Annotated in this window: 15 protein-coding genes and 1 tRNA gene; 1 reads left to right on the top strand and 15 read right to left on the bottom strand. The window is 69.0% G+C overall.

The features are described 5' to 3' along the window. The 14 genes from RAC81_RS01760 to RAC81_RS01695 form a co-directional block, all read right to left on the bottom strand. Entirely contained in the window at nt 1-426 is a 426-nt protein-coding gene (locus RAC81_RS01760) for a cupin domain-containing protein (RefSeq protein ID WP_375080725.1), read from the bottom strand. A gap of 19 nt (nt 427-445) precedes the next feature. Further along, nucleotides 446-1,219 carry an ATP-binding cassette domain-containing protein gene (locus RAC81_RS01755; RefSeq protein WP_375080724.1) on the bottom strand — a complete coding sequence of 258 codons (774 nt, stop codon included), beginning with the start codon at nt 1,217-1,219 and terminating at the stop codon, nt 446-448. Further along, a complete protein-coding gene (locus RAC81_RS01750) occupies nt 1,216-2,085 on the bottom strand; it encodes an ABC transporter ATP-binding protein (protein WP_375080723.1) in 870 nt (289 codons plus the stop codon). The genes RAC81_RS01755 and RAC81_RS01750 overlap by 4 nt, the downstream gene beginning before the upstream one ends. Before the next feature lie 74 nt (nt 2,086-2,159). Then, nucleotides 2,160-3,734: an ABC transporter substrate-binding protein gene (locus RAC81_RS01745; RefSeq protein WP_375080722.1), complete on the bottom strand. Its 1,575-nt coding sequence runs from the start codon at nt 3,732-3,734 to the stop codon at nt 2,160-2,162. A gap of 4 nt (nt 3,735-3,738) precedes the next feature. After that, nucleotides 3,739-4,707, bottom strand: a complete 969-nt coding sequence (locus RAC81_RS01740) for an ABC transporter permease (RefSeq protein WP_375080721.1) — start codon at nt 4,705-4,707, stop codon at nt 3,739-3,741. Next, complete coding sequence (locus tag RAC81_RS01735) at nt 4,704-5,654, bottom strand: ABC transporter permease (RefSeq protein WP_375080720.1); 951 nt, start codon at nt 5,652-5,654, stop codon at nt 4,704-4,706. Before RAC81_RS01735 ends, RAC81_RS01740 begins: the two co-directional genes overlap by 4 nt. 14 nt (nt 5,655-5,668) lie before the next feature. Beyond that, nucleotides 5,669-6,799, bottom strand: a complete 1,131-nt coding sequence (gene solA / locus RAC81_RS01730; RefSeq protein WP_375080719.1) for an N-methyl-L-tryptophan oxidase — start codon at nt 6,797-6,799, stop codon at nt 5,669-5,671. 291 nt (nt 6,800-7,090) lie between these two features. Next, nucleotides 7,091-7,162 (bottom strand) — tRNA-Gln (locus tag RAC81_RS01725). A 97-nt stretch (nt 7,163-7,259) separates the two neighbouring features. Then, nucleotides 7,260-8,765 (bottom strand): glutamate--tRNA ligase, encoded by a 1,506-nt coding sequence (gene gltX, locus RAC81_RS01720; protein ID WP_375080718.1) that lies wholly within the window; start codon nt 8,763-8,765, stop codon nt 7,260-7,262. Nucleotides 8,766-8,777: 12 nt separating this feature from the next. Continuing rightward, the gene (locus tag RAC81_RS01715; protein WP_375080717.1) at nt 8,778-10,061 is read right to left on the bottom strand and encodes an MFS transporter; all 1,284 of its coding nucleotides are present in this window, start codon (nt 10,059-10,061) and stop codon (nt 8,778-8,780) included. Next, complete coding sequence (locus RAC81_RS01710) at nt 10,058-10,834, bottom strand: fumarylacetoacetate hydrolase family protein (RefSeq protein ID WP_375080716.1); 777 nt, start codon at nt 10,832-10,834, stop codon at nt 10,058-10,060. Before RAC81_RS01710 ends, RAC81_RS01715 begins: the two co-directional genes overlap by 4 nt. A gap of 82 nt (nt 10,835-10,916) precedes the next feature. Next, nucleotides 10,917-12,017 carry a branched-chain amino acid aminotransferase gene (locus RAC81_RS01705; protein WP_375080715.1) on the bottom strand — a complete coding sequence of 367 codons (1,101 nt, stop codon included), beginning with the start codon at nt 12,015-12,017 and terminating at the stop codon, nt 10,917-10,919. 61 nt (nt 12,018-12,078) lie between these two features. Next, nucleotides 12,079-13,122: a 3-isopropylmalate dehydrogenase gene (locus tag RAC81_RS01700; RefSeq protein WP_375080714.1), complete on the bottom strand. Its 1,044-nt coding sequence runs from the start codon at nt 13,120-13,122 to the stop codon at nt 12,079-12,081. Between the two features lie 73 nt (nt 13,123-13,195). Next, complete coding sequence (locus RAC81_RS01695; RefSeq protein WP_375080713.1) at nt 13,196-14,731, bottom strand: MFS transporter; 1,536 nt, start codon at nt 14,729-14,731, stop codon at nt 13,196-13,198. A 118-nt stretch (nt 14,732-14,849) separates the two neighbouring features. Between RAC81_RS01695 and RAC81_RS01690 the strand changes: the two genes are divergently transcribed. Beyond that, the gene (locus RAC81_RS01690; RefSeq protein WP_375080712.1) at nt 14,850-15,395 is read left to right on the top strand and encodes a TetR/AcrR family transcriptional regulator; all 546 of its coding nucleotides are present in this window, start codon (nt 14,850-14,852) and stop codon (nt 15,393-15,395) included. A 69-nt stretch (nt 15,396-15,464) separates the two neighbouring features. On the opposite strand, the gene serA is transcribed toward RAC81_RS01690, so the two are convergent. Beyond that, the gene (gene serA, locus RAC81_RS01685) at nt 15,465-17,069 is read right to left on the bottom strand and encodes a phosphoglycerate dehydrogenase (RefSeq protein WP_375080711.1); all 1,605 of its coding nucleotides are present in this window, start codon (nt 17,067-17,069) and stop codon (nt 15,465-15,467) included. Nucleotides 17,070-17,194 lie beyond the last annotated feature (125 nt).

Below are 17,194 nucleotides of genomic sequence, written 5' to 3'. Positions count from 1 at the left end.
CTAACGCTCCGCCTCCGCGTCGAAGACCTCGACCCCGGTCTGCGGGAACGGATGCGGGCCGCGCGGGCCGAATACGAGCACCAGCTCGGCGACGGCATCCGACTCGTTCCGCACGCCGTGACGCATGCCCTCCGGTGCATAGAAGGCGTCGCCGGGCGCCAACGTGCGGCGATCGTCGCCGGAGGTGACGACGACCTCGCCCCTGGTGACGACGTACAGCTCGTCCGAGCTGCCCGGCGAGCAACTGTCCGGATCGCCGCCCAGGTGGTGGTGCTGTCCCTCCTCGGCTCCGGGCTCCAGCCGGTACATCATGACCGAGATGGGCAGCGAAGTCGTCTGGCGGAAGAACCACTCGATGCCGACGCGACCGGCACCGTCGTAGAGTTCCCAGTCGTGGTGGTCGTCGCCGCGCTTCTGGACGCGCATGGCTGTCTCCTCTCGTGGGTCAGCTCCGGTACAGCACGGGCATCGATTCGAGCAGTGTCCGCGTGTAGGGGTGCTCGGGGGCGTTCATGACCTGCTCCCCCGTGCCCTCCTCGACGATGCGGCCTCGGTGCATGACCGCGACGCGGTGCGCGATGTGGTGTACGACCGACAGGTTGTGGGTGATGAAGAGGTATGTGACCCCCGAGTCCTTCTGCAGCTGCACGAGCAGGTTCAGCACCTGGGCCTGCACCGACACGTCGAGGGCCGACGTGGGCTCGTCGAGGACGACGAACTCGGGCTCGGCCGCCATCGCCCTGGCGATCGCGATGCGCTGACGCTGTCCGCCGGAGAACTCGTGCGGGTAGCGCCCCGCGGCATCCATCGGCAGCGCGACGCGGTCGAGGGCGTCGGCGATCCGGCGGCGGCGCTCCTTCGCACCGATGCCGGCTGCGACCAGCGGTTCGGCGATCGATCGGGCGACCGTGAAGCGCGGATCCAGGGAGTCGTTCGGGTCCTGGAAGACCATCTGAACGCGGCGGCGATGGCGACGGAGGGCACTGCCGCGCAGGCCGGTGACGTCCGTGCCGTCGAACTCGATCGCGCCGGCGGTGGGCGTGCGCATCAGCAGGATGGCCCGCGCGAGGGTGCTCTTGCCCGACCCTGATTCGCCGACCAGACCGAGCGTCTGTCCTCGCGGCACCGTGAGGCTCACGTCGTCGAGGGCGGTCATGGTGTCGCTGCCGTGACCGAAGCGCTGTGTGACGTTGCGGACGCGGAGGACGTCGTCGCTCATGAGGCCTCCTCGAGGACGGGCGCCACCTCGGCGAAGTCGTTGACGGCGGGGATGACGGCGAGGGGCGAGCGCACGGGCACCGACGGACGAGGGATGCTCTCGAGGAGAGCGCGGGTGTAGGGATGCCGTGGGTCGTCGAGCACCCGGCGAGCCGATCCGGACTCGACGACCCGCCCACGGTACATCACCGCGACGCGCTCGCAGAGCTGTCCGATCACGCCCAGGTCGTGACTGATGAACAGCACTCCCATCCCCGTCTCGTCCCGCAGGGTGCGGATGAGGTCGAGGATCTGCGCCTGCACCGTCACGTCGAGGGCCGTCGTCGGCTCGTCGGCGACGAGCAGGTCGGGTCCGGCTGCGACGGCGATCGCGATCACGACGCGCTGCCGCTGTCCGCCCGACAGCTGGTGCGGGTAGTAGTCGAGGCGCCTCTCGGCGTCGGGCATCTGCACGAGTCGGAGGATCTCGAGTGCCCGTGACCTGGCCTGGCGTCGGTCGGCCTTGCCGTGGATCTGCAGGACCTCGGCGATCTGCGCGCCGATGCGCATGCAGGGGTTGAGTGCCGACATGGGCTCCTGGAAGACCATCGATGCCGCGAGGCCGCGGATCTTCGCCCAGTCGCGCTCGCCCGCGTCATTCATGTCGTTGCCGGCCACGTCGAGCCTGCGCGCCGTCACGCGCGCCGAGTCGGGCAGCAGGCCCATCATGGCGAGGGCGATGCTCGATTTGCCGCTGCCCGACTCGCCGATGACCCCGACGATCTCGCCCTTGCGCACGCGCAGCGAGACGCCGGAGACCGAGGGCGGGGCACCGCCGTAGGCGATGCTGAGGTCGTCGACGCGCAGGGCGTCGGTGTCTTCGGTCATGCGCTTCTCGTTCCTGTCGAGCGTGCGGGTAGGGTGCCCCGACGCCGCGGGATGCGCGGCGTCGGGGCGGGGCCTCACTGGGTCAGCCAGGCGTGGTCGAGAGCCGATCGCGCGTAGAACGCGTCATTCTCGTAGTCGTGCAGCCTGTTCGAGTCCCACACCTCGAAGTACACCGGCACGGCGGCCGGCACGAACTCGAGCGCCTTGTCTGCGGCCTCCGTCGCGAGCTGCGCGATGAGGTCGGCGTACTCCTCGGGCGTCGCCGCCGACTTCGCCTGCACGAGCAGTTCGCGCGCCTTGTCGGCGTCGGGGTTGCCGTCCCAGTGGTTGTAGTAGCCGCCCTCGAGCAGCACCGGCTCGAGGTAGTAGGCGGCCGAGGCACGCGGGCTGCCGGGGATCGCCACGAGGTCGGTCCACGACTCGCCGGTCGTGAAGATCGGCGAGATCTCCGCGAGGGGCGTCGCCTTGAGGTTGAGGGTGATGCCCGCTTCGGCGAGCTGCTGCTGCATCATCTCGTAGACCGGGTGGTGCGCCGCGGCGACATCGCCCATGTAGCTGAGGGTGATCTCGGGATTCGGCTGTCCGGCTTCCGCGAGCAGGCGCTTCGCCTCGTCGATGTCGCGCTCATGGTACGGCAGAGTGGTCGCGTCGGTGGCTCCGGGGTCTCCCGCTGGTGGCACGAACGAGATGCCCGCGTTGCCGAGCATCGCCGTGTCCACGATCGCCTGCCGGTCGAGAGCGAGCGAGAAGGCCCGTCGCACGTCGATGTCGGCCAGCGGACCGGACTCGGGGTTGACGTACACCGCGAGGTTCTGGCGGAACGCGGCGTCACCGAGTGTGAACCCCGACGATGCCGCCTGCTGCGCGAGACTGCCGTCGATGAACGCCGCAGCCTGCACGCTGCCCTGCTGCACGGCGGCGAGGAGGGTGTTCTCGTCGGGGTACAGCTCGAACACGATGGTGTCGATGTAGGGCTCCTCGCCCCAGTAGTTCTCGTTCTTCTCCAGGGTCACCGAGACACCCTGGTTCCATTCCGTCACCTGGTATGCGCCGGTTCCGACGCTGCTCGTCTGCCGTTCCTCCTCCGAGGCGTTGCCGTAGGCCTCCTCGCTGACGATGAGGAAGGTCTGCCGGGCGGAGACCGCGTCGAGGAACGTCCCGTCCGGTGCGCTGAAGCGGAACGTGACCTCGTAGTCGCCCGTCGCCTCGACGCTCTCCATGAGGCTGAGGTAGGTCGCGTTCGTGCCGCCGTCCTTCCGGGTCTCGAACGAGTAGACGACGTCCCCGGCGTCGAACGGGGTGCCGTCTGCGAACGTGACGTCGTCGCGCAGCTGGAACACCCAGGTCGTGTCGTCGGTCTGCTCCCATTCGGTCGCGAGCGCGGGTTCGATCGTTCCGTCGTCGTCGCGCGTCAGCAGGGTGTCGTAGGCCATCGAGTAGATGACCTCGGCCGCGATGGTCGAGGCGACCATCGGATCGATCCCGCCGGCGGACGGCTCGGCCGGAACACCCCAGGTGAGGGTGCCGCCGGCGACCGGGTCGCCCGCGTCCTGCCCGCCGTTGCCGGTGCCGCCGCCGGACGTGCATCCGGCGATCGTCAGGGTCGCGACGGCGAGTGCCGCCACCCCTGCCCAGTGTCGTCTGTTCATACCTCTACTCCGTTCGGGTGTGGTGCATGGGTGTGGTGCTGGCTGTGGTGGAGGCGGTGCGGTCGGGGTTCGCGGAGTCGCGGCGCTTCGTCCGCCGTCCCAGCGAGAAGGCGGGTTCGCGGCGCGGCGCGAGGTAGTCCTGCAGGCCGTCGGCGAGAAGGTTCCACGCCGCGGACAAGAGGATGATGACCAGCGAGGGAAGGATGATGAGCAGCGGGTTCATCTGCATGAACCGCGTGAACTCGCTGATCATGCGCCCCGCCGAGGGCTCAGGAGCCTGCACGCCCTGACCGAGGTAGCTGAGGGCCGCCTCGATGAGAACGACCTGCGATGCCACCGACGCGAACTGCACGAACAGGGGGGTGAGCACGTTGGGCAGCAGGTGCTCCACGATGACCCTGGCCGGCCGGACGCCGCTCAGAGTGGCGGCGAGCACGAAGTCGCGCTCCCGGAGGGCGATGACCGGCGCGCGCATGACCCGTGCGAAACCGGGAGCGAACACGAGCCCGAGGGCGAGGATGAGCGGCCATGGTCCGTTGCCGATCACTACTCCGACGACGAGCGCCACGAGGATCGCGGGGAGGGCGAGCACCGCGTCGACGATGCGCATGATCACGGCGTCCACCCATCCCCCGACGTAGCCGGCGAGCAGGCCGAAGAAGGTGCCGATGACGGCGCCGAGCAGCGCGGCCGCGCCGGAGATCACGAGACTGGTGCGCGCGGCGAGGGCGAGTCGGGTGAAGGTGTCGCGGCCGAGGTTGTCGGTGCCGAGCGGGTTGTCGAGGCTCGGCGGTTGGAGCGCCGGTCCAGCCGCGACGAACGGGTCGTGCAGGGGCCACAGCGTCATCCAGCCGGCGACGACGAGGATGACGGCGAGGATCCCCGCGCCGCTCCAGAACGACGGGCCGAAGCGACGGCGGCGCGGGCGCCTTCCGGCGATCTCGGCGAGGGCGAGTTCTCTCGTGACGGTCATCGTGCGTGCACCCTCACTCGGGGATCGATCAGCGGATACAGCAGGTCGACGGCGAAGTTGATCACCACGTACACCACGCCGATCAGCAGCACGGTGGCCTGGATGATCGGATAGTCGGACGAGCGGATGCCGGTCAGCAGCAGCGACCCCATCCCCGGGAGCGAGAACACGGCCTCGATCACGACGGTGCCGCCGACGAGCGCTGCCAGCTCGATGCCGATGACCGTCGTCACGGGGATCAGGGCGTTGCGCAGCGCATGGCGCCCGACCAGTACACCGGCGGAGGCGCCTTTCGCTCGTGCCGTGCGCACGAAGTCCTGACCGAGCGTGTCGAGCAGTGTTCCCCGGGTGTAGCGCGCCACGATCGCCGCGAGGACGATGCCGATGAGGAGCGCCGGGAGGATCAGCACCCCGATCGCGCGGAGCGGGTCGTTCGCGGCGCCCGAGTACCCCACGAGCGGCAGCCTGAGGGTGAGGGAGTTGACGAGGATCAGCACGGTCCCCAGCACGAAAGGCGGGGTGGCGAGGAGCACGAACGAGAACCCGCGCACCAGGTGGTCGGGAACCCGGCGCCAGCGTGTGGCCGCGAGGACGCCCGCAGGGATGCCGAGCACGGTGCCGAATACGGTGGCCATGACGGCGAGCGTCAGGCTGAGCGGCAGACGGGAGGCGATCAGCGCCGAGACCTCACCGGGGACGGTGATGGCCCGCCCGAAGTCCCCCTGCACGACGCCCAGCAACCATGCGAAGTACTGCGTGATCCAGGGCCGATCGAGACCGAGTTCTTCACGGAGCGCCGCGAGCTTCGCCGGGTCGGGGTTGGCCGGATCGACGAACGCCGCGAGCGGATCGCCCGGGATGATCCGCACCATCGAGAACACGAGCACCGACAAGATGAACAGCACGAGCAGCGACGACAGGATGCGCTGGAGGATGTACCGGGTCACGAGCGCATTCCCGGTCAGGCGAGGGTCATCGCGTCCGCTGCGGCGAACTCGCTGAGATCGTCGGTGGATTCGCCGTCGAGCGCGAGCTCGGCAAGCACTCTGCCGAGTGCCGGGGTGAACTTGAACCCGTGCCCGGCAGCCAGCCCGACGATGATGTCGGGATGCTGCGGCAGGGCACTGAGCACGAAACGGCGGTCCTTGGTGAGGGCGTACTGGCAGGTCACGGTGCGCAGCTCCGGCCCGGAACCGGGGATCACGTCGTGCATGAAGCCCGTGAGCTGGTCGATGAGCTCCGGCGAGGGGACGAACGAGCGGGTATCCGGCGTCATGCGGTTCTCGGATACGTCGCGCGCCGCCTTGATCGTCGGCTCCCCGTACGTGGGAAACCCGTAGTAGCACTCGTGGTCCTCCCAGATCCAGACGGGGAAGGACGAGCGGTCGTACTGCTCGGGCTGCTCGGGGCGGAAGTAGCTGACCTGTTCCTGCATGATGTCGAGCGGAATGGCCGCGCCGAGAGGCTCGAGCAGGTCGTTCGTCCACGCGTCGGCCGTGACGATGACCTTCGCCGCGCGGATATCGCCCTGGGCGGTGCGCACGATGACGCCGTCGCCGTCCGGCTCGAGAGCGAGAACCGGGGTTCGATCGCGTATGTCCGCTCCGTGGACGCGGGCGCGCATCTGCAGCGTGGCGACGGTGCGCGACGCGTGGGCGATGCCCGTGTCTGCGGTGTAGACGGTCTCGACGTTCTCGGGCAGCCGGAACTGCGGCCAGCGGGCGTGCACCTCCGCAGGAGAGAGAAGCTCGTGCTCGACGTCGCATTCGGTGAGCGCCGCCGTGAAGTCCGAGGCCGAGTACGGGCCGTCGGTGGGGATCATGATGACGCCGCCCGTGATGGTGAGAAGGCGCTCACCGGATTCGGCCTCGAGATCAGCCCAGTCACGATAGGCGGACTGCGCGAGGCGCACATAGGCGCTTGCGCCGTAGGAGGTGCGCACGATGCGGGAGGTGTCGTGCGAGGCGCCGCGCACGTGGCCGAGTTCGAACTGCTCGAGCGCGATCACCCGGGCGCCCCGGCGGGCGAGGTGATAGGTGGCGGCGCTGCCGAGCGCTCCCATCCCGACGACTGCGACCTCGAACGACTCCATGATGCTCCGTCTCTGACCTGGCCGCCGTCTGCCGCCGACCTGTTGTCGTTCAGTGTGAGGGGCCTCGCGCGCGGGCCACTATGGACGGTCCGTCCACGTTGTGCGCGCAGGAATGGAGGGTCAATACGGCGCGATGCGTCGAGCGCGGACGACGCCGACGGTCACGGGCACGGCCTCTCGGCCGCCGGCAAACGGGTGCGTCCCTACTGCGGGGCAGTGCGGGAGCCGGCGCATCCTCGCCCAACTCCCGAAGACGAAGAAACCCCCGCCTGAGCGGGGGTTTTCTTTCTGCTGGGGTACCTGGACTCGAACCAAGAACAACTGAACCAGAATCAGCCGTGTTGCCAATTACACCATACCCCAAGGGCGAAACCGGAGCCTCGCACCGAGAGTCAAGCCTACCCGAGCGGCGACCGGAATGCCAAAACGCGCGGCTCCGGTCGCCAACCCGGGCGCGCCGTCACTGTGACAGGACGTCGGCCAGACCGCGGAGGCGGCGAAGCGACTCGTCCTTTCCGATGAGCTCCATGGACTCGAACAGCGGCGGCGACACGCGCCGACCGGTGATCGCGACGCGCGGCGGGCCGTAGGCGACGCGCGGCTTCAGTTCGAGCTTCTCGACGAGTGCGGTGGCGAGAGCGTCCTGGATCTTCTCCGGGGTGAACTCCTCGACCGGCTCGAGAGCCGCGACGCAGGCCTGCAGCACCTCCGCGGCGTTGGCCGGGAGGCCTTTCAGAGCGTCGGCGTCGTACGACACCTCGTCGACGAAGAGGAAGCCCAGCATCCCGGGCACGTCGCCCAGCAGCTGCACGCGCTCCTGCACGAGCGGCGCGGCCCGGAAGGCGAGGACGAGTTGTTCATGCGTGGGCTCGTCGAAGAGACCGGCGGCGGCGAGGTACGGGATGGTGCGCTCGGCGAAGTCCTTCTCTCCCAGCATCCGGATGTGGTCGCCGTTGATCGACTCGGCCTTCTTCTGATCGAAGCGCGCCGGGTTCGGATTGACGTTCGTGATGTCGAACGCCTCGATGAACTCCTCGAGCGAGAAGACGTCCCGGTCCGGCCCGATCGACCATCCGAGCAGAGCCAGGTAGTTCAGAAGTCCCTCGTGGATGAAGCCGCGCTCGCGGTGCAGGAAGAGATCGGCCTGCGGGTCGCGCTTCGAGAGCTTCTTCGTGCCGGTCTCCCCCAGCACGAGCGGCATGTGGGCGAAGCGGGGCACGAACGTCGTCACACCGGCGTCGATGAGGGCCGCGTAGAGAGCGAGCTGACGGGCCGTCGACGGCATGAGGTCCTCGCCGCGCAGTACGTGGGTGATCCCCATGAGCGCATCGTCGACCGGGTTCACGAACGTGTACAGCGGGATGCCGTTCGGGCGGACCACGACGAAGTCGGGGAAGGACCCCGCGGGGAAGGTCACCTCGCCGCGGATGAGGTCGACGTATGTGACGTCCTCGTCCGGCACACGCAGACGCAGCGCAGGCTGACGGCCCTCGGCGCGGAAGGCGGCCTTCTGCTCGTCGGTCAGGTCCCGATCGAAGTTGTCGTATCCGAGCTGCTTGGCGCGGCCTGCGGCCTCGTTGCGGGCGTCGATCTCCTCGGCCGTCGAGTAGCTCTCGTAGAGGGCGCCGGTGGCGAGCAGCTTGTCGATGACGCCGCGATAGATGTCGTGGCGCTCCGACTGCCGGTACGGCGCGTGCGGGCCACCCACCTCGACACCCTCGTCCCAGTCGATCTTGAGCCAGGTGAGCGCGTCGACGAGCTGCCGGAAGCTCTCCTCGCTGTCGCGGGCTGCGTCGGTGTCCTCGATGCGGAACACCATCTTTCCGCCGTTGTGTCGGGCGTAGGCCCAGTTGAACAGAGCCGTGCGGACCATGCCGACGTGCGGCAGACCGGTCGGAGAGGGGCAGAAGCGGACGCGGACGTCGGCGCCGCCGGCCGTCGTCGTGAGGGGGTGAGGAGTAGCCATAGCCCTTCGATTCTACGGCGCGGGCGTCGCGCTCCCCTGCCGTGTCCCCCGCACAGCGAGAGGCGACAGCGCGACGATCGCGACGACCAGTACGGATGCCGCGATCCCGAGCCCCGCGTACTGGAAGTTCGACAGGATCACACCCGCGAGAACGGAGCCGGCCGCGGCGGAGAGACTCATCAGCGAGTCGCTGCGTCCCTGCCGCCGTGTGCGGAGTTCGGGGGCGCTCGCCTCGGTCAGCAGCGCCGCACCCGCGACCGTGGCGGCGCTCCAACCGAGGCCGAGCAGAATCAGTGCGACCATCACACCCCACTCCTGATCGTTCGCGAACACCGCGAAGGCCAGAGCGCCGCCGAGCAGGGCCTGCCCGAGCAGGACGACGCGCAGCCTGCCCCACCGGTCGGCGAGGATGCCGAACAGCGGCGACAGCGCATACATGCCGCCGACGTGCAGGGCGATCGTGATGCCGACGAGGGCCGAGACGTCGGCCGGCGTCGGTGCCATGCCGTGTGCACCGTGCGCCATGTGAGCGAGGTGCACGGGAGTCATCGCCATGACCGAGGCCATGACGACGTGCGAGCCGGCGATCGCGAAGATGGCGTAGCGCGCCACGACGGGGCGGTCCTCGATGACACGGCCCACGGTAGCCGCTGTCGCGACAGCGAGCCTCTGCGCCGTGAGCAGCGGATCCGGGCGCAGGGCGATGAGATACAGCGCCAGGGCCGCGCACTGCGCGACGAACGAGAAGGCGTAGGAGCCCGTCTGCGGCGGCATCCCGATGATCTCGCCGACGACCTCGCCCGGGCCGAGGAGCAGCGGTCCCGCGACCCCGCCGATCGTCGTGGCCCACACGACGATCGACAGATCCCTGCCCCGATGCTGGGCAGAGGCGAGGTCGGTCGCGGCGAACCTGGACTGCAGGTTGCCGGCGTTGCCCGCTCCGATCATGACGATGCCGACGAGTAGGAGCGGGAAGATCCGCAGCGACGCGGCGGCGATCACGACCGCGATGCCGACCAGGGCGAAGAGGTTGCCGAGGGTCAGGGCCCGTCTGCGCCCCACCCGCGCCGCGAGCCGGGCCAGCGGGATGGCGCAGAGCGCGGCACCCAATGTCACGGAGGCCGTCGCCATGCCCGAGAGCGCGTCACTGCCCGAGATATCGGCTGCGAGGAGAGCCCCCAGCGACACGGTCGCCCCGAATGCGATGCCGCCCAGAATCTGCCCGATCGACAGGATCAGGACGGTGCGCCGTTGAACGCCGAGGACCTGCGCCGCCGACAGGGCGACATCGCTCATGACGCGGGAGAGGCGTCGCGCACGGCGTTGCGCAGGATGCCGAGACCGGTGATCTCGACCTCGACCGTGTCTCCCGCGCCGAATGCGCCCACACCGGCCGGTGTGCCGGTGAGGATCACGTCGCCGGGCAGCAGCGTGAACACCGCCGATGCGTGCTCGATGATGTCGGCGACGGAGTGGATCATGTCGCTGAGCGGCGCCTGCTGCTTCACCTCGCCGTTCACGCGAGTCTGGATCGTCGCGGTCGACGGGTCGAAGTCCGTGTTGATGGTCGGGCCGAGCGGGCAGAACGTGTCGAACCCCTTCGCCCTCGTCCACTGGCCGTCTTTGCGCTGCAGGTCGCGGGCGGTCACGTCGTTCGCGATCGTGTAGCCGAGCACATGGTCGAGGGCGTTCTCGGCGGAGACGTTCTTGGCGACGCGGCCGATCACCACGGCGAGCTCACCCTCGAACTCGGTCTGCTCGGAGATGGAGGGTCGCACGATCGCGTCGCCCGGGCCGATCACGGAGGTGTTGGGCTTGAGGAAGAGCAGGGGCTCGGCGGGGGCCTCTCCCCCCATCTCGGCAGCGTGGTCGTGGTAGTTCTTGCCCACGCAGACGATCTTGGAGCGAGGGATCACGGGTGCGAGGATGACGGCATCCGCGATCGGCACCCGATCCCCGGTCGTCTCGTACCCCGCGTAGAGGGGGTCGCCCGTCAGGACGACGAGGTCGGACTCGTCGACGATCCCGAACAGGATGGCGTCGTCATGGCTGAACCGGGCGATCTTCATGCATCCAGCCTATCCAGCCCGCAACGCCGAGACCCCGCCCTGCTGACGCCAGCGGGGCGGGGTCTCGCGACGGGGAAACGGATCAGGCGTCGAGGCGCAGCAGCCAGCCGTGCTTGTCCTCACGACGCCCGTACTGGATGTCGGTGAGCTCCTCGCGCAGCGACAGGGCGAGCTCGCCGAGCGGCTGCGGCTCCTCGAAGCCCTCGCCGACGAGAGCGCCGATCGGCGTGACCACGGCGGCGGTTCCGCACGCGAAGACCTCGACGATGTCGCCCGAGGCCACGCCCTCGCGCCACTCCGTGATCGAGATCGGTCGCTTCTCGACCGTGTAGCCGCGGTCCTCGGCGAGCTGCAGCAGCGAGTCGCGCGTGATGCCCTCGAGGATGCTGTCGGACTCCGGCGTGACGACGCGGCCGTCCTTGAACACGAACACCACGTTCATGCCGCCGAGCTCCTCGACGTTGTCATCCTCGTTCAGGAAGACCACCTGATCGCAGCCCTTCTCGCTCGCGAGCGCCTGGGGAAGCAGGCTGGAGGCGTAGTTGCCGCCCGTCTTCGCCTTGCCGGTGCCGCCGCGTCCAGCGCGCGCGTGCTCTTGCGACAGCCAGATGCGTACCGGCTTCACCCCACCCGTGAAGTAGGCGCCCGCCGGGCTGGCGATGACGTAGTAGGCGACCTTCTGCGCCGCGCGGACGCCGAGGAACGCCTCCTTCGCGAACATGAACGGCCGGAGGTAGAGACTCTGATCGGCGCCGGAGGGCACCCAGCGACCGTCGACGGCGATCAGCTCGCGCAGCGACTGGATGAAGTATTCGGTGGGAAGCTCGGGCAGCGCCAGACGACGCGCGCTCGCCTGCATGCGCGCGGCGTTGCGATCGGGTCGGAAGGTGTGGACCGACCCGTCGGGGTGGCGGTATGCCTTGATCCCCTCGAAGATCTCCTGCGCGTAGTGCAGCACTGCCGCGGCCGGATCGAGCGGAATGGGACCGTAGGGCTGCACCCGCGGTCGGTGCCAGCCGCCCTTGGCCGACCAGCAGATGTCGACCATGTGATCGGTGAAGACGACGCCGAATCCCGGATTCTCCAGGACCTCGGCGACGCGCGCCGGGCTGGCCGCGTTCAGGTTCTTGGTCACCGCGAATTCCAGGGGAGCCAGGGTCGCCTCGGCATCGATGGTCGTCATGTGTTCATCCGTTCCTTGTGGGTGGGCGCATCGTCGCGCCGCTTCAGCCTACGCCTGCGGTTCAGAGTCTCGCAGCGATCGCGGAGCCGATCTCCGCGGTGCTGCGCGCGCCCGAACGAGCGGCGATGTCGGCCTCGACGGCGGCACTGACACGCGCCGATTCCTCGGCGAGGCCGAGGTGGTCGAGGAGCAGCGCGATCGAGAGGATCGCCGCGGTCGGGTCGGCCTTCTGCTGACCTGCGATGTCGGGCGCGGAACCGTGGACCGGCTCGAACATCGAGGGGAACGAGTCATCCGGGTTGATGTTCCCGGATGCTGCGAGACCGATGCCGCCGGTGACGGCACCTGCCAGATCTGTGAGGATATCACCGAACAGGTTGTCGGTGACGATGACGTCGAAGCGCGACGGGTCGGTCACGAGGAAGATCGTGGCGGCGTCGACATGGAGGTAGTCGACGGAGACGTCGGGGTGCGCGGCGGCGATCTCGTTCACGATCCGCTGCCAGATGGCGCCGGCGTGCACGAGCACGTTGGTCTTGTGCACCAGCGTGAGCTTCTTGCGCCGGCGCTCGGCCAGATCGAAGGCGTAGCGGACGACGCGCTCGACACCGAAGGCCGTGTTGACGGAGGTCTCGTTCGCGACCTCGTGCGGGGTGCCCTTGCGGATCGCTCCGCCGTTGCCGACGTACGGGCCCTCGGTGCCCTCGCGCACCACGACGAAGTCGATGTCCCCCGGCTCGGCGAGCGGTCCGGGAGCACCCGCGAAGAGCTTCGACGGGCGCAGGTTGACGTAGTGGTCGAGCGTGAAGCGAAGCTTCAGCAGGAGGCCGCGCTCGATGTTCGCGTCCTTCAGGCGGGGGTCACCCGGCGTCCCGCCGACTGCGCCCAGCAGGATCGCGTCGTGCTGGGCGATGGCCGAGAGGTCATCGTCGGTGAGTGTGTCGCCGGTCGCGAGGAACCGGTCGGCGCCGAGCGAGAATCGGGTCCTGTCGAAGGTCACGTCGGAGTCGGCCGTGACAGCGTCGAGGACCTTTTCCGCCTCCGCGATGACCTCGGGACCGATCCCGTCACCGGGGATGACGGCCAGCTTCACGACACGCGACATGACACTCCTTGCATCGGGATGGACCGGCCCCATCGTCGACGCGACGAGCGGGCCGGTCCTCCCAGCGTAGCGGTCAGTGAACGGGGGCTTTGCGCAGTGTGACGGCGGCGATGACCCCCGCGACGACCACGAGTCCCGCACCGATCAACGACGTCACCAGGACTCCGGATCCGAACGCCGCGGATGCCGCAGCCCAGAGGGCCTCGCCCAGCTCTCCCGGCAGCGAGGCCGCAGCCGTGTACGCCCCGGCGAGGGTCTCGGATGCCGAGTGCGCGGCCTCGACGGGGATGCCCTCCGGCACCACGAGCGCTCCACGGTAGAACGCCGTGATGAGTCCGCCGAGAACAGCGGTGCCGAGCACGGCCCCGAGCTCGTAGGCGGTCTCCGACACGGCGCTCGCTGCTCCGGCCTTCGCAGCCGGAGCACTCGACAGGATCAGCTCGTTCGAGATGGTCTCGGCGGCGCCGATGCCGATGCCCAGCACGACGAAGGCGATGATGAGCGGCGCCACACCGTGGTCCTCGGTCGACAGGGCGACGAGGAGGTATCCGGCGACCGAGAACAGGAGTCCGGCCGGTACCAGAACATGGGGGCGCACTCGACGCGAGATCGGCACGACGCCGAGACCCGCGACGATCATCGCCACCATGCCGGGCACGAGCGCGAGCCCCGCGACCATCGGTGAGAGTCCGAGCACGAGCTGCAGATGCTGGGAGACGAAGTACAGGAAGCCGACGAGAGCGACGACGCTGAGCAGGTTGACGAGGATCGCTCCAGAGAACGTCCCTCGGCGGAAAAGCGCCATGTCGAGCATGGGGATGTCGGCTCGGAGCTGGCGTCGGACGAACAGGAACCCCATGATCACGCCGAGCAGCGCCCAGGCGCCCGCGGTGAGCGACGGACCGTCGACCGCGAACGACTTGATCGCATAGACCACGGGGATCATGGCGGCCATCGACAGCAGGATGCTGACCGGGTCGATTCGTCCGGGGTGGGGGTCGCGGCTCTCGGGAACCAGGAGCGGCGCGGCGATGAGCAGCGGGATGAGCACCGGGACGGCGATGAGGAGGACGGCTCCCCACGCGAAGTGCTCGAGCAGGAATCCACCGACGATCGGACCGAGCGCCGCGCCCGCCGAGAACGCGGACGCCCACACGGCGATCGCGAGACGTCGCTGATCGCGGTTCTGGAAGATCGACCGCAGCAGCGACAGCGTCGACGGCATGAGCATGGCTCCGAAGAAGCCGAGCAGGGCACGCGCGGCGATGAGCAGCCCTGCGGTCGGGGCGAACGCCGCCAGCGCCGACACGATCGCGAAACCGGTCGCGCCGATCAGCAGCATCCGGCGGCGTCCGAAGCGGTCGCCGAGCGTTCCCATGGTCACGAGGAGCCCGGCCAGCACGAGCGGGTACACGTCGATGATCCAGAGCTGCTCGGTCCCCGAGGGGGCGAGCGCGATGGAGATCTCGGGCAGCGCGAAGCTGAGCACCGTGTTGTCCACCGAGACGAGCAGCACCGGCAGCATGAGGACGACGAGCGCCGCCCAGCCGCGGGCTCCGACGCGGGGGGCTTCCGTCTCGGTCGTCGGGATCGACGCCGTGCGGGTCATGAGGAACACCTTTCGAGTTGAGGCGGCCTGAATATAAACCGTCCGGATGGTATAGTAACAGAATCACCGCTCCCCTGGCGTACCGTGAAGACAGGAATCCGCCGAGCAGAGGACCCCGATGCCCAGACCTCCCCTCGCCCGCGAGCGCGTTCTCGACGCGTTCGAGAAGATCGTGATCAACGACGGCGAGCGAACGGCCACCCTCGACGCCACGGCCAAGGAAGCCGGCGTCTCGAAGGGCGGCCTCCTCTATCACTTCGGGTCGAAGGACGACCTCGTCGCCGGCCTGCTCGACCGTCTCGACAGGCTCACGACGGCAGACCTCGAACGCATGAGCGCGCACGACGAGGGACCGGTCGCCTACTACGTGCGCACCTCGGTGATGGAGGACGACGCGCTCGACCGCGCCCTCATCGCCACGTCGCGCCTCGCCCAGGGCGGTTCCGTGGCGGCCGGCGACGCCCTCCGCCACGTCCGAAGGCGCTGGGAGGACACGATCCGCCCGCACGTGCGCGACCGCGCGAGCCTCGACCTCGTGATGCTCGTGAGCGACGGCCTGTACTTCAACAACTCCCTCGACGTGAACGGCGAGGAGCACCTGGTCCCCCACCGCGAGGAACTGGAGGCGTTGCTCGCCCTGGTCCTCCGCGCCACGGCGCCCTGACCGGCAGCGCGGACAGAGAAGAGGGAGGATGCCGCGGCGCGCGGCATCCTCCCTCTTCGTCGGTTCCGATCAGACCTCGGTGATCTCGATCTGACGGAACAGGTCGGCGTCGATCGCGTCGCGGACGTCGTCGAGCAGCTCGTCGGACACCGGCGAGTCGAGCGTGAGGACGCTGAGGGCCTGGTCTCCCGCGGCGAGTCGCGCGATCTGCATGCCGGCGATGTTGATGCCGGCCTCGCCGAACTTCTGGCCGTAGACCGCGACGATGCCGGGGCGGTCGGTGTAGAGCATCACGACGTGGTGCTTCTCGATCGGCAGCTCGAGCGCGTGGTCGTTGATGCCGACGAGCTTCTCGGTCTGCTTCGGACCGGTCAGCGTGCCGGAGACCGCGAGCTGCGAGCCGTCGGACAGCGCGCCCCGCAGCGTGATCACGTTGCGGTACTCGTCGCTCTCGTCGTCCTTGAGCAGGCGGACGGCGATGCCGCGCTGCTCGGCGAGCAGCGGAGCGTTCACGTACGACACGGTTTCGCTGACGATGTTGGTGAACACGCCCTTCAGAGCCGCGAGCTTCAGCACGCTCACGTCGTAGTCGTTGAGCTCGCCGTGCACCTCGACGTCGAGGCTCGTGAGCGGCGACGTCGCGAGAGCCGCGAAGATCTGGCCGAGCTTCTCGACGAGCGAGATGCCGGGACGCACGTACGGGTCGATGACACCGCCGGCGACGTTCACCGCGTCTGGCACGAGGTCTCCGCCGAGCGCGAGGCGAACCGACTTCGCGACCGAGACGCCCGCCTTCTCCTGGGCCTCCTCGGTGCTCGCGCCGAGGTGCGGCGTCACCACGACGTTGGGGAGGTCGAGGAGCGCCCTCGCGGAGCCGCCCTCGACCGGCGGCTCGGAGGTGAACACATCGAGGCCCGCACCGGCGATCTCGCCCGCGACGAGCGCCTCACGGAGCGCCTCCTCGTCGATCAGGCCGCCGCGCGCGACGTTCACCACGAAGGCTGTCGGCTTCATGGCCTTGAACTGCTCAGCGCCGATCATGCCCGTGGTCTCGGGAGTCTTCGGCATGTGGATGGTGAGGAAGTCGGACTCCGCCACCAGCTCGTCGAGCGAGAGCAGCTGCACGCCGAGCTGCTGGGCCCGTGCGGAGGTCACGTAGGGGTCGTAGGCGACGACGCGCATGTCGAACGCGGCGAGTCGAGCCGCGACCAGGGCGCCGATACGGCCCAGACCGACGATGCCGACCGTCTTCTCGAACAGCTCGGCGCCGGTGAACGAGCTGCGCTTCCACGCACCGGACGACAGCGAGGCGTGAGCGGCGGGGATGCGGCGGGCCAGGCTCAGGATGTGGCCGACCGTGAGCTCGGCGGCCGAGACGATGTTCGAGGTGGGGGCGTTCACCACCATGACACCGGCCGTGGTCGCCGCCTTGATGTCGACGTTGTCGAGTCCGACGCCGGCACGGGCGACGACCTTGAGCTGCGGAGCGTGCGCGAGAGCCTCTTCGTCGATCTGCGTCGCCGAGCGGATCAGCACCGCGTTCGCCTCGGCGAGAGCCGCGAACAGGGCCTCGCGATCGGTCCCGTCGACGTGCCTGACGTCGAAGTCGGGGCCGAGGGCCTCGATCGTGGCGGGAGAGAGAACTTCGGCGATGAGCACGACGGGCTTCGGCACAGTGGATCCTTCGGGGCAGCGCGACAGGCGGGAGGGGCCGATGCGCCGCACACCGTGGGGGCGCGATCACCTCAACTGTACCCGAGCGCTCCCCCGCCTCCCGGACGTGTGACGGTCGACGACGC

The organism is Microbacterium sp. CR_7 (assembly GCF_041954755.1).
GTDB lineage: Bacteria > Actinomycetota > Actinomycetes > Actinomycetales > Microbacteriaceae > Microbacterium.
This window is presented reverse-complemented; position numbering and strand designations above follow the sequence as displayed.

What these genes read in the sequence shown, in the direction of transcription:
- RAC81_RS01755 (WP_375080724.1), bottom strand. Translation starts at nt 1,219, where the DNA reads ATGAGCGACGACGTCCTCCGCGTCCGCAACGTCACACAGCGCTTCGGT.
- gltX (WP_375080718.1), bottom strand. Translation starts at nt 8,765, where the DNA reads ATGGCTACTCCTCACCCCCTCACGACGACGGCCGGCGGCGCCGACGTC.
- solA (WP_375080719.1), bottom strand. Translation starts at nt 6,799, where the DNA reads ATGGAGTCGTTCGAGGTCGCAGTCGTCGGGATGGGAGCGCTCGGCAGC.
- RAC81_RS01715 (WP_375080717.1), bottom strand. Translation starts at nt 10,061, where the DNA reads ATGAGCGATGTCGCCCTGTCGGCGGCGCAGGTCCTCGGCGTTCAACGG.
- RAC81_RS01760 (WP_375080725.1), bottom strand. Translation starts at nt 426, where the DNA reads ATGCGCGTCCAGAAGCGCGGCGACGACCACCACGACTGGGAACTCTAC.
- RAC81_RS01700 (WP_375080714.1), bottom strand. Translation starts at nt 13,122, where the DNA reads ATGTCGCGTGTCGTGAAGCTGGCCGTCATCCCCGGTGACGGGATCGGT.
- RAC81_RS01690 (WP_375080712.1), top strand. Translation starts at nt 14,850, where the DNA reads ATGCCCAGACCTCCCCTCGCCCGCGAGCGCGTTCTCGACGCGTTCGAG.
- RAC81_RS01710 (WP_375080716.1), bottom strand. Translation starts at nt 10,834, where the DNA reads ATGAAGATCGCCCGGTTCAGCCATGACGACGCCATCCTGTTCGGGATC.
- RAC81_RS01705 (WP_375080715.1), bottom strand. Translation starts at nt 12,017, where the DNA reads ATGACGACCATCGATGCCGAGGCGACCCTGGCTCCCCTGGAATTCGCG.
- RAC81_RS01750 (WP_375080723.1), bottom strand. Translation starts at nt 2,085, where the DNA reads ATGACCGAAGACACCGACGCCCTGCGCGTCGACGACCTCAGCATCGCC.
- RAC81_RS01695 (WP_375080713.1), bottom strand. Translation starts at nt 14,731, where the DNA reads ATGACCCGCACGGCGTCGATCCCGACGACCGAGACGGAAGCCCCCCGC.
- RAC81_RS01745 (WP_375080722.1), bottom strand. Translation starts at nt 3,734, where the DNA reads ATGAACAGACGACACTGGGCAGGGGTGGCGGCACTCGCCGTCGCGACC.
- RAC81_RS01740 (WP_375080721.1), bottom strand. Translation starts at nt 4,707, where the DNA reads ATGACCGTCACGAGAGAACTCGCCCTCGCCGAGATCGCCGGAAGGCGC.